Source organism: Mesorhizobium sp. B2-7-1 (assembly GCF_006440735.1).
Taxonomy (GTDB): domain Bacteria; phylum Pseudomonadota; class Alphaproteobacteria; order Rhizobiales; family Rhizobiaceae; genus Mesorhizobium.
The window spans coordinates 1-12,756 of the sequence record NZ_VFUA01000072.1 but is presented as its reverse complement, the minus strand read 5'-3'; the positions used below and the strand labels follow the sequence as shown (position 1 = coordinate 12,756).

General features: G+C 63.7%; 15 protein-coding genes. 11 read left to right on the top strand and 4 right to left on the bottom strand.

Annotated elements, in window-relative coordinates; all coding sequences use genetic code 11:
• Positions 1 to 18: 18 nt before the first annotated feature.
• Together FJ471_RS23280 and FJ471_RS23275 are read right to left on the bottom strand one after the other, a co-directional pair.
• Entirely contained in the window at positions 19 to 333 is a 315-nt protein-coding gene (locus FJ471_RS23280) for a GYD domain-containing protein (RefSeq protein WP_140807083.1), read from the bottom strand.
• Between the two features lie 231 nt (positions 334 to 564).
• Entirely contained in the window at positions 565 to 1,305 is a 741-nt protein-coding gene (locus FJ471_RS23275) for a sulfotransferase family protein (protein ID WP_140807082.1), read from the bottom strand.
• A 271-nt stretch (positions 1,306 to 1,576) separates the two neighbouring features.
• Between FJ471_RS23275 and FJ471_RS23270 the strand changes: the two genes are divergently transcribed.
• From FJ471_RS23270 to FJ471_RS23260, 3 genes are all read left to right on the top strand, one after another.
• Entirely contained in the window at positions 1,577 to 2,746 is a 1,170-nt protein-coding gene (locus FJ471_RS23270) for a PLP-dependent aminotransferase family protein (RefSeq protein ID WP_181179682.1), read from the top strand.
• Positions 2,747 to 3,182: 436 nt separating this feature from the next.
• On the top strand, positions 3,183 to 3,983 hold the full coding sequence (locus tag FJ471_RS23265; RefSeq protein ID WP_140807080.1) for a hypothetical protein: 801 nt from the start codon (positions 3,183 to 3,185) through the stop codon (positions 3,981 to 3,983).
• A 90-nt stretch (positions 3,984 to 4,073) separates the two neighbouring features.
• Positions 4,074 to 4,619, top strand: coding sequence for a YbhB/YbcL family Raf kinase inhibitor-like protein (locus FJ471_RS23260; protein WP_140807079.1), 546 nt, complete (start codon positions 4,074 to 4,076; stop codon positions 4,617 to 4,619).
• Between the two features lie 50 nt (positions 4,620 to 4,669).
• On the opposite strand, the gene yghU is transcribed toward FJ471_RS23260, so the two are convergent.
• Positions 4,670 to 5,539, bottom strand: a complete 870-nt coding sequence (gene yghU, locus FJ471_RS23255) for a glutathione-dependent disulfide-bond oxidoreductase (RefSeq protein WP_140807078.1) — start codon at positions 5,537 to 5,539, stop codon at positions 4,670 to 4,672.
• Between the two features lie 205 nt (positions 5,540 to 5,744).
• Between yghU and FJ471_RS23250 the strand changes: the two genes are divergently transcribed.
• Both FJ471_RS23250 and FJ471_RS23245 read left to right on the top strand, forming a co-directional pair.
• Complete coding sequence (locus FJ471_RS23250) at positions 5,745 to 6,647, top strand: S1C family serine protease (protein WP_140807077.1); 903 nt, start codon at positions 5,745 to 5,747, stop codon at positions 6,645 to 6,647.
• A 13-nt stretch (positions 6,648 to 6,660) separates the two neighbouring features.
• Entirely contained in the window at positions 6,661 to 7,614 is a 954-nt protein-coding gene (locus FJ471_RS23245) for a LysR family transcriptional regulator (protein WP_140807076.1), read from the top strand.
• On the opposite strand, the gene FJ471_RS23240 is transcribed toward FJ471_RS23245, so the two are convergent.
• Positions 7,565 to 8,287 (bottom strand): SDR family oxidoreductase, encoded by a 723-nt coding sequence (locus tag FJ471_RS23240; RefSeq protein ID WP_246684805.1) that lies wholly within the window; start codon positions 8,285 to 8,287, stop codon positions 7,565 to 7,567. The genes FJ471_RS23245 and FJ471_RS23240 overlap by 50 nt on opposite strands.
• Before the next feature lie 332 nt (positions 8,288 to 8,619).
• On the opposite strand from FJ471_RS23240, the gene FJ471_RS23235 reads away from it, so the two are divergent.
• The 6 genes from FJ471_RS23235 to FJ471_RS23210 all read left to right on the top strand — a co-directional run.
• Entirely contained in the window at positions 8,620 to 9,435 is an 816-nt protein-coding gene (locus tag FJ471_RS23235) for a basic amino acid ABC transporter substrate-binding protein (RefSeq protein WP_210242050.1), read from the top strand.
• Between the two features lie 82 nt (positions 9,436 to 9,517).
• Complete coding sequence (locus FJ471_RS23230; protein WP_140807073.1) at positions 9,518 to 10,186, top strand: amino acid ABC transporter permease; 669 nt, start codon at positions 9,518 to 9,520, stop codon at positions 10,184 to 10,186.
• Positions 10,173 to 10,895, top strand: a complete 723-nt coding sequence (locus FJ471_RS23225) for an amino acid ABC transporter ATP-binding protein (RefSeq protein WP_140807072.1) — start codon at positions 10,173 to 10,175, stop codon at positions 10,893 to 10,895. Before FJ471_RS23230 ends, FJ471_RS23225 begins: the two co-directional genes overlap by 14 nt.
• A 95-nt stretch (positions 10,896 to 10,990) precedes the next feature.
• The gene (locus FJ471_RS23220) at positions 10,991 to 11,587 is read left to right on the top strand and encodes a YdeI/OmpD-associated family protein (RefSeq protein WP_140807071.1); all 597 of its coding nucleotides are present in this window, start codon (positions 10,991 to 10,993) and stop codon (positions 11,585 to 11,587) included.
• A 166-nt stretch (positions 11,588 to 11,753) separates the two neighbouring features.
• Entirely contained in the window at positions 11,754 to 12,365 is a 612-nt protein-coding gene (locus FJ471_RS34900; RefSeq protein WP_181179673.1) for a hypothetical protein, read from the top strand.
• Positions 12,366 to 12,477: 112 nt separating this feature from the next.
• Positions 12,478 to 12,756 (top strand): SDR family NAD(P)-dependent oxidoreductase (locus FJ471_RS23210; RefSeq protein WP_140807070.1); only part of this gene is annotated, 279 nt, incomplete at its 3' end.

Genomic DNA, 12,756 nt, shown 5'->3' with positions numbered 1-12,756 from the left:
TCCTCCGCTCAGTTGAGATCAGCCGGCTGGCTTGTAAGCGCCGGCGGCCTTGTTGGCGGCCGCGATCACCGCCTTCATGTCGAGTTCTTCGAGAACGACCATGTCGCTCACCGAACCGCTTGCCCGCACGGCAAGCGTCATGCCCATCCCGGCAATCTGATCCGGCACCTCGCCATTGACGATGACGTCGTAGATGCCGCGCGTGAACATCAGGCTGCTCATCTTGCCGCCCACGCTTTCAAAGAGCGCCTTGATCGCGGCTTCCCGATTCGATCCTTGCATCAGCCCCTTGGCGGCGTGGGGCTCGTAAGTCGCCAATATGGTAACCTTCATGGGATCCTCCTCCAGATATCATGTCCCGGGCTGCCCAATCCTGTGGCCAGCACGGACTTCCTTTCTGACATTTGACGTGGTCTGTGGACCGCCTGGGCAATACGGCAAACGGACGGGTCAGCCGGAGCATGGCTTCGGCTTCCAATAATATGCGCTTTTTCTAATATAACGACAATCCCGCTAGGCGCTGGGGCACCTTGCCGATTTATCGGCCGTCGTGAATGGCCGTCGTTACCCCAGCCACCACCATAGCCCGCCAATCACAAACGCGATGACCAGCGCAACGCCGACAAGCATCGCATAGGATCCCGTGATCATCCCGTTGATGATCTTCTTGATGCTGGCGCGGTCGTTGAGGTTGGGGAAGGGCTCGTTGGGCAGCGCGACCCCGAGGAAATCGCAAAGCGGCGCCCAGCCGTCGCTGACCTTGAACACCAAAAGCTTTTCCGGCGGCACTGCCGCCTTCACCTCGTCGATATAGGAATTGTAGCGCGCCACCGCCTTGTCGCGGTCGTTCATCACGCCCCTCAGCGTTCGGCCCCAGACCAGCTTGCGCGACATGTCGCCGAACTTGCGGCCGAAGGGCGTGAGCCATTCCAGCACTTTGAACTGCCAGACATTCTCGGTGAAGTAGATCGTGTCGATCGTGCTGTCATACCAGGCCTCGGCGCCGCGCGGATGCAGCGTCAACAGCACTTTGGCGTCGGGATAGGCGGCCATCAGCTCGCGCCAAACGCAGCAGCCCGGATTGTCGACGGTCGCCCGGTAATTGGAAAAGACCCGGTTCCAGTCGTGCTGGCTGCCCGGCTGGCTGTTCGCCACCTTGCGCCAGAAGTCGAGATGGCCCTTGTTGGCCTTGTTGATGATGACTTCCTGCATGTGGTAGCTCGGAAAGCCCAGCCGGTTCAGCGCGGCGAAAGTCGACCACGTGCCGGTGCGGCCGAAACCGGCCCCGATGACCTCGAGTGTCATGCGCGTCCCCCTTTGGTCCGGATTGATTTTCTCTCGGCTTCCGATTCCTTGGTCGCGATGGTGCGCCTGGCCCACCGATCGCGCAATGACTTTCCATTAGCGCTCGCGCAAATTTGTGGGCCAAATGTCGCCTGGACGATGCGCCATGACCGTTTTGTGTATTCACGCGAAAGGCGCGGCCTGATAATAGGTCAACCAACCTGACCTAAATAAGCACTGCGGGAGGTGCGCCTTGACCCTGTTGAACCTTCTGGCCTCGCGCTCCTCGCGCATGAAGGCTTCGGAAATCCGCGAGCTGTTGAAGCTGCTCGACCAGCCGGACATCATCTCCTTCGCCGGCGGCATTCCCGACTCTTCGCTTTTTCCCGCACAGGCGATCGGCGATGCCTACCAGGCGGTGCTCGGCGGCGCCGAGGCGGGCGCCGCGCTGCAGTATCAGGTCAGCGAAGGTTTCCTGCCGCTGCGCAAATGGCTGGCCGCCTATATGGGCAAGCTCGGCGTTCAATGCGACGAAGGCAATATCTTCATCACCTCCGGCTCGCAGCAGGCGCTCGACTATCTCGGCAAGCTGTTCCTGTCGCCTGGCGACACGGCCCTGGTCACCTGGCCGACCTATCTCGGCGCGCTGCAGGCCTTCAACGCCTATGAGCCGCGCTACGACCGGCTGAACACCGCTGGCGGCAACATGACGCCGGAAGCCTATCGCGCTGCCGCCGCCGCAAATGGCGGCAAGGTGAAATTCGCCTATCTGGTGCCGGATTTCGCCAATCCGACCGGCAACACGCTGGACGCCAAACAGCGCGAGGCGGTGCTCGACCTGGCCGGCGAGCTCGACATCGCCGTGATCGAGGACGCCGCCTACCGCGCGCTGCGTTATGATGGGGAAGGCGTGCCGCCGATCCTGGCGCTCGACTGCGCCCGTTCCGGCGGCATCGATAAGGCGCGCACGCTCTATTGCGGGTCGTTCTCGAAGATACTGTCGCCCGGCATGCGCGTCGGCTGGGTCTGCGCGCCGCATCATGTGGTGGAAAAGCTGGTGCTGATGAAGCAGGCGTCCGACCTGCACAGCCCCTCGATCAACCAGATGGTCATGCACCGCGTCGCCGAGACGATCTTCGACGCCCAGGTGGACAAGCTGATCGGCGCCTACCGCAAGCGGCGCGACGCGCTGCTTGGCGCGCTCGAGGCCAACATGCCCGACGGCATTTCCTGGAGCCGACCGGACGGCGGCATGTTCGTCTGGCTGACGCTGCCGGAAGGCGCCGACGCCACCGAGCTTTTGGCGCGCTCGGTCAAGAAGGCGCGCGTCGCCTTCGTGCCGGGCAACGCCTTCTACGCCGACGGCACCGGCCGCAACACGCTGCGCATGTCGTTCACCCTTGCCGACGACCGCGCGGTGAACGAAGGCGTGCCGAGACTGGCGAAGCTGCTGCGAGGATAAGCCTTCAATCACCGCCGTCTCGCGCAGGCGTGATTGGTAGTGCGCAGGCGTGATTGTTCGCGCGGCGGATTTGTCGGCTAGTGTCGCGACCGATCCAACACCCCCTGGATCGACCCGACCGTGGGGTCCCACCTCCATGGTCCAAACGAAAGAGCCCCGACGGCCTCCACCGGCGGGGCTTTTTCGTTTTCGCCTGTCCGCGAAATGTCAGCGAGTGGGCAAGGGGAGCCGCGGGGATTTTCTCCGCGATGGGAAGTCTCTGACGGCCTGCATCGTTCATTGCCACAGGTTCAGGTAGGCCGCTGCAGGGAATGAGCCCTTCCGCAAGAATCCGACACCGCCGCCATGCGGCCGTTTTGGCGCAGCCGGAAAAGACGCCCGGCTCTTGTCGAGAGAGGCGGGCAAGGCTCATATGCGAGTGCACGAAGAGGATTGCATGGTGAATGACGCATCGCCCCGCGTAACGCTGCTGCTCGGCAGCGCGCCGGATGTCATGCGCTGCGTTGCGTGGCCCAAGCATACATTCGCCAGCATCGTCGCCATCAACAACGCCTGGCGCGTGCGCCCCGACTGGGACGTTCTGGTGCATGCCGGGGATTTTCCGCCTGACCGCATGCCGCGCCCGCAGGAACTCAGGCAAGCCGAGATCTTCAGCGCCGCGCATTATGTGCCGGCGCAGAACAGCTTTGGCGGCTTCGTCTATGCCGGCGCCACCATGTCGCTGACGTCGGCCTATTGGAGCATTCACAGCCAGAAGCCGGACGTGCTCGCCTTTCTGGGCTGCGACATGATCTATGACGGGGCCGGCAACACCCATTTTTACGGTGTCGGCCGCGCCGACCCGCTGCGCGACGACGTTACGCTGCAGAGCCTCGAGGCCAAGTCCGCGCGCCTTCTTTTCCATGCGCTGCGGCGCGGCACGCTGTGCATCAACCTGTCGGACCTGCCGCGCAGCAGGCTGGTTTTCCCGAAGCTCCCCTTCGAGGACGTGCAAGTGTTGTCCATGTCGCAAGTCCTGGCCTTGCAGGCCGAGTTGTATGCAGGATTCGACCGTGAGGCGGTTGAGGCGGCCGAGGCGATGGAGCGCGAGTTCGGCTACTTCTACGAGGACGGGATGTACTGGAAGCATCTCGGCGAGATAGACCGGGCAAAGCTTGCCGGCATCGATCGGCTCTGGATGGCGGCCTTCGCGGGCCAGGCGATGCCGGCGGTCGCCGAATGCAGCGCGGCGGAATAGAGATCGTCATCGGCCGCCGTCACGCAAAGTTGCTCGGTGCCGCTCGGCCCTTTCAGATAGGCTCTACGATCGCTGTCAGGGAGGACGGCCATGATCCCACGCCCAAGCCTCGTCGCATGCGCCTTCGCTGTCTTCGCCACCCAGGCGTTTGCCTTCGAGATATCCAGCCCGTCCGTCTCGGACGGCAAATGGGATGCGAAATACCTCGGCGACAAGGCCGGCTGCGGCGGACAGAGCGTCTCGATCGCGCTTGCCTGGAAGGATCCGCCGGCCGGCACGAAAAGCTACGCGCTGACCATGTTCGACACCGATGCCAATGGCGGCAAGGGTTTCTGGCACTGGCTGGCCTGGAACATCCCGGCGAGCGCCAAGGGACTGCGCGAGGGCGCCGGCGCGCAGGCCGGCAAGCGCATGCCCAAGGGCTCGGTGCTGGGCAAGGGCGGCGTCGGTCGCGCCGGCTATTTCGGCCCGTGCCCGCCGCCCGGCAGCGGCGACCATCACTATGTCTTCACGCTCTATGCGCTGGGTGAAAAGACATTGCGCATACCGGCCAACCCGTTGCCGGAGATGGTCTCGGTCGCCGCCAAGAGCTCCGCGCTCGGCCAGGCGACGGTTACGTATACGTATGGGAGGTAGCGGGGCGCCGGCGATGGCCAAATCTCCCCCCTTGTGGGGGAGATCAGCAGTCACTCCGCCGCCTCCAGCTTATCCTGCGTCTTCGTCTCGAAGTCGCGGGCGTCATGGCGCTCGCGCAACTGGAAGGCCGGGTCGCCGGACATGCGGTTGACCATGCGCCCACGGCTTACCGCCGGGCGCGCGTCGATCGCGTCGGCCCAGCGCTGCACATTCTTGTATTCATGCACCGAGAGGAACTGGGCGGCGTCGTTGTAGCTGCGGCCCTTGGCGAGCCCGCCATACCAGGGCCAAACCGCCATGTCGGCGATCGTGTAGTCTGGCCCGGCGAGATATTCGCTCTCCGCCAGCCTGCGGTCGAGCACGTCCATCTGCCGCTTGGTCTCCATGGCGAAGCGGTCGATCGCATATTCGATCTTGTGCGGCGCATAGGCGTAGAAATGGCCGAAGCCGCCGCCGAGATAGGGCGCCGAACCCATCTGCCAGAAGAGCCAGGAAAAGGTCTCTGCCCGCGCCGCGCGCTCGGTCGGCAGAAATTCGCCGAATTTTTCCGCGAGATAGGTGAGGATCGAACCGGATTCAAACACGCGCACCGGCTTCGGCTCGCTGCGGTCCATCAGCGCCGGGATCTTCGAGTTCGGGTTGACCCCGACAAAGCCCGAACCGAACTGGTCGCCGTTGCCGATCTTGATCAGCCAGGCATCGTATTCCGCTCCCTTATGGCCGAGCGCCAGGAGCTCCTCCAGCATGATCGTCACTTTCTGGCCATTGGGCGTGGCCAGCGAATAGAGCTGCAGCGGGTGCTTGCCGACCGGCAGTTCCTTCTCATGCGTGGGGCCTGCGATCGGCCGGTTGATCGAGGCGAACTCGCCGCCGTTCGGCTTATTCCAGGTCCAGACTTTCGGCGGGATGTATTGGTCCATGTCGGAGGCCTTGTGTGTCGTGAGGGGCGGGAAAGTCTGCCACGGATGCCGATAGACTTAGGTGCGGTTTTGCGCGCGTCAAAGAAAAAAGTTCAATCTTCGTTGAACTAGCGCTTGTGCCAAGCCGTCAAGGGGGAAATCCACCCTTGCGTCGCGCGCCTTCGGCCATACTTATAGGCAAAGACCCGCAACGCAGGATGGATCGATGACCATCGGGAAAATTTCGCGCTCCGTCGTTGCCGTGCGCGCCACCGTGCCGGACGACGCTTTCACCGCCAATGCGCTGGGCACGCGCCGCGAGGGCAGCGGCGTCGTGATCCGCGACAATGGCCTTGTGCTCACCATCGGCTACCTCATCACCGAGGCCGAGGAGGTGTGGCTGACCGACCAGGACGGCCGTGTGGTCGCGGCCCACGCGCTGGCCTACGACCAGGAGACCGGTTTCGGCCTCGTCCAGGCGCTGTCCCCGCTTGGCCTGCCGGCGGTCCAGTTCGGCAACGCCAGGAAGGCCAATATCGGCGACTCCGTGACGCTCGCCGACGGCATCGGCCAGCAGGTCGACGCCCACATCGTCACCAAGCAGGAATTCGCCGGCTACTGGGAATATCTGATCGACGAGGCGATCTTCATCGCACCGGCGCACCCGTCCTGGGGCGGTGCCGCGCTGTTCGACCGCGACGGCAAGCTGCTCGGCGTCGGCTCGCTGCGGTTGCAGATGAGCCGTGCCGGCGAGGTCGCCGACATCAACATGGTAGTGCCCATCGATCTTTTGACGCCGGTCCTCGACGATCTCATCAAGCGCGGCCAGACCGCGACGGCGCCGCGTCCGTGGCTCGGCGCCTTCTCGGCCGAGTCGAACGGCATGGTGGTGGTGATGAGCGTCGCCGAAGGCGGTCCGGCCGCGGAGGCAGGGCTGCGCCAGGGCGACATCATCTCCGACGTGCGCGACGGCGAGGTCGACGGACTGGCCGATTTCTACAGAAAACTCTGGCAGAACCCGGCCGGTTCGGAAATCCCGCTGCGCGTCGTGCGCGACGGCCGCGAGACCTGGCTGCGCGTCAAGTCCGCCGACCGCAATTCCTTCCTGAAGAAGCCGCAGCTGCAGTAGGCTCGGCGCCCTTATGCATCCCAGGCTGCTGAAGACCTTTCTGGCGGTCGCGCGAACGCGCAACGTCACGCGTGCGGCGCAGGAGGTCAATCTCGCCCAGTCGAGCGTCAGCGACCAGATCCAGGCGCTGGAGGCCGAGCTTGGCGCCAGCCTCTTCACCCGCTCGCGGCAGGGGCTGGACCTGACGCCGGCGGGCGGGGCGCTGAAACCCTATGCCGAGGAACTGCTGGCGCTCGCCGACGACGCGAGGGCCGCCGTCGATGCGACCAGGGCCGGGCCGGCCGGCGGCCTGTCGATCGGCGCGCTGGAGACGATCGCCTCGGCAAGGCTTGCCGGCTGGCTCGCCGACTTCCGTGCCGCGCATGCCGATATCGACATCAAGCTCAAGATCGCCGGCAGCGGCGAGTTGCTGCGACGGCTGGGTGACGGCGAGATCGACGTCGCTTTCTGTTTCGAGCGGCCCCCTGAGCTTGAAGATGCCGGCGCGCCGGACCAGCGCCTTGCCAGGCGCGTGGTGGCGGTCGAGCCGCTTGCGCTGATCGCGCCGCCTGGCGACAACCGCGCCGATGTCGATCTGGCGACGCTGGCCGAAAAGCATTTCGTCGCCACCGAGACCGGCTGCGTCTACCGCGCCATGGTCGACAAGGCGTTCGCCGGAGCAGGTCTGGGCAAGCCAAGCCTTGCCGCCGAAGCCGGCAGCATCGACGCCATAGCCGGACTGGTGGCGGCCGGCGCCGGCTTTGGCCTCGTGCCGAGGTTGGCGGTCGCCGCCGCGATCGATCGCGGCGAGGTGGCCGAGCTTGCCTGGCCCGGCCCGGTCCGCTCGGCCGACGTCGTGATGACCTGGCGCCGCCGGCGCGTCCAGCCGCCGGCGCTGAAGGCGCTCTTAACAGCAATAGGCAAGGGCTTCGCGCCGGTCACACCAGCCGGTGCCCGCCCTCGACATGCAGCGTCTCTCCCGTCGTGAAGCCGTTGCCGATCAGGAAGCGGATCGCGTCGGCAATGTCTTCGGGCAGCCCGACGCGTCCCGCGGGTAACCGCTCCGCCATGGCGGCCAGGGTCTCAGCCTTCCTGTCGCCCGCGACGAATTCCCAGATCGGCGTGTCGACCCAGCCCGGGGAGACGGCGTTGACGCGGATCGGCGCCAGCTCGACGGCCAAAGCCCGCACCAGCCCTTCCAGCGCCGCGTTGACCGCCGCGACCACCGAGCCGCGGGCCGCCGGCCGGTAGGCGGCAATGCCCGACACGAAAGTGAGCGAGCCGGTTGGCGGCAGCTTCGGCGCGCCATGCTTGGCAAGCAGCAGCGGCCCGTAGAACTTGCTCTCCACCACCCGCTGCGCGGCTGAAAGCTCGATCTTCGGCAACAGCCGGTAGGCGCCTTCGATTGCAGCCGCGGTGCTGACGATATGATCGAGCGGCCCGATACGCTCGAAAAGTGCGGCGACCTCATCCTCTTGGCTGATATCGACCGCCGCCGTTTCGAGCATCCCCGGCCGGCCGAGTTCTTCCCGCGCCGCGCCCAGCTTCGCCTCGCCACGCCCGGCGATGACGACGCGCGCACCTTCCCCGAGGCATCGCCTGGCGAGCGCCAGTCCCATGCCCGAGCTGCCGCCGACGATCAGGATTGTCTGCTTGTCCATGTCCACGCCTTTCCTTTGCATGGACAGGGTTTGACAGGCCGCGACGCGAAGCGGAAACGGAAGAAACCGATGGCGCGATCGGAAGCTCCGATAGCGAGGTCCGCGGGCTCGCCGAATTACACCGCAAGCCTGGCATAACCGGTCGCGCGACCTGGCCGCGCATGAAATCCGCCGGCTGCGGTTCCCCCTGGAGGAAACCCCGACAGCGGCAACCTTGACTTGGGCCGAACCCGATCCAGATGCACAATACGGGCTCCCGAGTTCATGCATTCCGCACCACTCCTGATCGTCGACGCCTTCAGCAGACGAATGCCCGCCGAAAGGAGACATCCGTGAACAACAAGTCGCTTATCCTGCTGACCACGTCGCTGGTTTCCGGCCTCGCATTGTCGCTCGGTGCGACGACTATCGCGTCCGCGCAAAGCGCGACGACCATGGTGGTCGGCGCCGATACGACGTTCCCGCCCTTCGAGACCGAGACGAACGGCCAGGTCACCGGCTTCGACATCGATATGATCAATGCGATCGCCAAGGCCGAGAATATGACGGTCACCCTGAAAACGCTGCCGTTCGACGGCATCATCCCCAGTTTGCAGGCAGGTTCGATCGACGCCGCGGTCGCCGGGATCACGATCAAGAAGAGCCGCATGCAGAACGTCGAGTTCAGCGACGCCTATTACAAATCCGGCCTTTCGGTGTTGGTGAAGAAAGACTCCGACATCAAGAGCTTCGACGACCTCAAGAATGGCCATGTGGTTGCCACCAAGAAAGCAACCTCATCCGTCGACTATCTGACCGGCCATGGCGTTCAGCAGGACTATATCAAGCAGTTCCAGAGCATCGACGCCGCCTATCAGGCGCTGGAAACCGGCGGAGCGGACGCCGTCATCTTCGACAATCCGGTCAACCTCAATTTCAAGGCCGCCCATGACGATGTCCAGACCGTGGGTCCTTTGCTGACCGGCGAATATTACGGCATTGCCGTCAGCAAGCAGAAGCCTGAGCTGGTCGGGAAGATCAATGACGGCCTCGCCAAGATCAAGCAGAGCGGCGAATACCAGAAGCTTTTCGATAAATATTTCGGCGGCGATACCAGCGGCGTGGTCAAGGACGTGCAGAAGCCGGATGCCGTCGCGATCTCGGGCTGAGCCTGGTTCTGATCGTGTGAACGACTGATCTTTCCGGGCCGTCTTGCCGATGATGGCCCGGAAGTTGACCCAGGGCACGTTCATGGACCCTATAAGACAAAACCTACCTGTCCTCCTCGACGGCTTGCGGCTGACCATCCAGTATTCGGTCGTCGCCATCATTCTGATGGTGGCCATCGGCCTGGTCGCGGCGCTGATGCGGCTGTCGACGATCGCGCCGCTGCGCTGGATCGCGACCGGCTATGTCGAGATTTTCCGCTCCACCCCACTTTTGGTGCAGCTTTTCTTCATCGTGCTCGGCTTGCCGGCGATCCTGCCCGTCAACCGTTGGTTCGGGCAACTGACCTATCCCATCCTCGCCGCCGCTCTCACGCTCAGCCTCAATGAAGGCGCCTATGTCACCGAGATCATCCGCGCCGGCATTCTGGGCGTCGACCGGGGGCAGAAGGAAGCGGCGCAGTCGATCGCCATGAACGGCTTCCAGACGATGCGCTACATCGTCCTGCCGCAGGCGTTCAAGCGGATGATCCCGCCGCTGGTCAATCAGGCTGCCCAGACCATCAAGGACACCTCGCTGCTGGCGCCTGTCGGCATTGCGGAGCTTGTCTACAAGGGCCAGATCGTCATTGCCGAGACCTTTGCCTCCTTTGCGATCTGGGGGCTGATTGCCGCCCTCTATTTCATCCTCATCTTCTCGCTCTCGAAGTTCTCGTCCTACCTGGAGAGGAGGCTTCAAGTTGATAAACGTTAAGGACCTTCACAAGTCCTTCGGCCACAACGAGATCCTCAAGGGGATAACCACCCATGTGGAGGAAAAGGAGGTCGTCGTCGTCATCGGCCCCTCGGGGAGCGGCAAAAGCACGTTCCTGCGCTGCCTGAACGGGTTGGAGACGGCTACCAGCGGCGAGATCGAAATCGCCGGCATGGTGCTGACCGATCCGAAGACGAACATCCACCAGTTGCGCCAGCATGTCGGCATGGTGTTCCAGCAGTTCAACCTGTTCAAGCACCTGACCATCCTGGAGAACGTCACGATCGGGCCGCGCAAGGTCAAGAAGATCCCGACTGAGGCGGCCAACAGGGTCGCGCGCGAACTGCTGGCCAAGGTCGGCCTCGTCGGAAAGGAAGAAAGCTACCCCGACGAGCTTTCCGGCGGCCAGCAGCAGCGCGTGGCGATCGCGCGCTCGCTGGCTATGGGACCGAACGTCATGCTCTTCGACGAGCCGACCTCGGCACTCGATCCCGAAATGGTGGGCGAGGTGCTTCAGGTCATGAAGACTCTCGCCGTCGAGGGCATGACGATGGTGGTCGTCACCCATGAGATGGGCTTTGCCCGCGAGGTCGGACATCGTGTGATCTTCATGGATGACGGCATGATCGTCGAGGAGGGAGCGCCGAAGGCGCTTTTCTCGGATCCGCAGAGGAACCGCACGAAGAGCTTCCTGGCGAAGATCCTTTAGACTCTCCTGCTGACAGAAACTGGCACGAGAGGAGGCTACATGGGCCGCGGAATCGGCGAGACTGTCTCCCGATCAGCAATGCGGCAGAGGTGACGATGGCCCCGATCAAGGTCGATCCGGACAAGGTTCGCGAATTCCCCGATGCCGAAAGCTTCTACGCCTGGCTGGCCGACAACCACGCCGGCGAAAGCGAAGTCTGGATCAAGGTCCACAAGGTTGGTTCCGGTCTCGCCTCGATCACGCCGAAGGAGGCGGTCGACGTCGTGCTCTGCTTCGGCTGGATCGACGCGGTGCGCAAGTCGCTCGACGACAAAAGCTTCCTGCAGCGCTACACGCCGCGCGGCAGGAAGAGCATCTGGAGCAAGATCAACATCGACAATGTCGCGCGCCTGACCGAGGCGGGCCGCATGACCGAGCATGGCCTGCGCGAGGTCGAGGCGGCCAAGGCCGACGGCCGCTGGGACCGTGCCTATGGCGGGTCGAGGGAGATGACCATCCCGCCCGACCTGCAGGCCGCGATCGATGCCGAGCCGAAGGCGAAGGAGATGCTGGAAAAGCTTTCCGCCCAGAACCGCTTCGCGCTCGCCTTCCGCACCCACAACATGAAGACCGAAGCCGGGCGCAGGAAGAAGATCGCCGATCTCGTCGCTATGCTGGCGCGCGGCGAGACGATCCATCCGCAGAAGAAGTAGGGCATGATCCCGAACCGAAGGACCGCGTCTAGCGAAAAGTGGTTGCTGGTTTTCGGAGAAGATCATGCCTCACTAAGACCGCAATCAAAAACGCCGCCCGAAGGGGCGGCGTTTTCGGGAGCGATGATCCTGAACCCTTTTGCAAGCGGTCCCGGATCATCCGGTCATGAAATTCGAAACGCGTCAGGCCTTACGCGGCCTTCTTCGCAACATGCTTCTTCGCATGGTGCTTGCGCACGTGGTGCTTCCTCACGTGATGCTTCTTAGCATGATGCTTCGAGTGCTTCCTCACGTGATGATGCTTGCGAGCATGATGACGGTGATGCTTGCGGTGATGCTTCTTGTGCGGGCCATTGCTGGCCGGCTTGGCGGCATCGGTCGCTGCCGGCTTCGCGGCTTCGGCGGTCGCAGCCGGAGCAGTGGTGGTCGTCGTCGTTGCGGCGGTCGTAGCGGCGTTGGCTTCGGTGGTGCCGAGCGCCGGCACCGCGAAAGCGAGCGCGACGGCAAGGCCGAGTGCGGAAAGAAGGGTCTTTTTCATAATCGGCATTCCTTGGTTAAGAACAATGTCTTTTGTCGCGCGCCGCAAATCATCGGCTGCTCCGGTGCCGCTTATGACAGCCGCCTTTTTCGCGAGTTTTTCCCGACTGTTGAATTTTGTTTCCAGATTGTGTCTGGCGTTTTCCCTTGCGGAAGGGGATGGCCGCGTGGCGAGCGGTCGGCAACTGTCATCTTGGCGATCAGACACCTGCTTGCGATGAAGGTGGCCTGGCTGGTTTGAGGGTAGGCCTTTCATGAGCCCAATCGCGCGATGCGTGCGAATTCCGCGCCCTAATCATTCGATCCGATCGATGCCATCTTGCTGTCGACGAACCCGAACAGGAGCAGGAACAATGACCACCAACACAAATCATTCCGGCAAGGTGGCGCTCGTCACCGGCGGCAACCGGGGCATCGGCCTGGAGACGGCGCGCCAGCTTGCGGAACTCGGCTTCACCGTGCTGATCGGTGTGCGTGATCTTGCCAAGGGCGAGGCGGCGGCGAAGCGGCTTGGCGGCAAGGTCGAGGCCATCGCGTTGGATGTCGCCGCGCCTGAGGCGGCAGCCCGCGCCGCGGCCGAAGTCGAACGCCGCTTCGGCCGGCTCGACGTTTTGGTCAACAATGCCGCGATC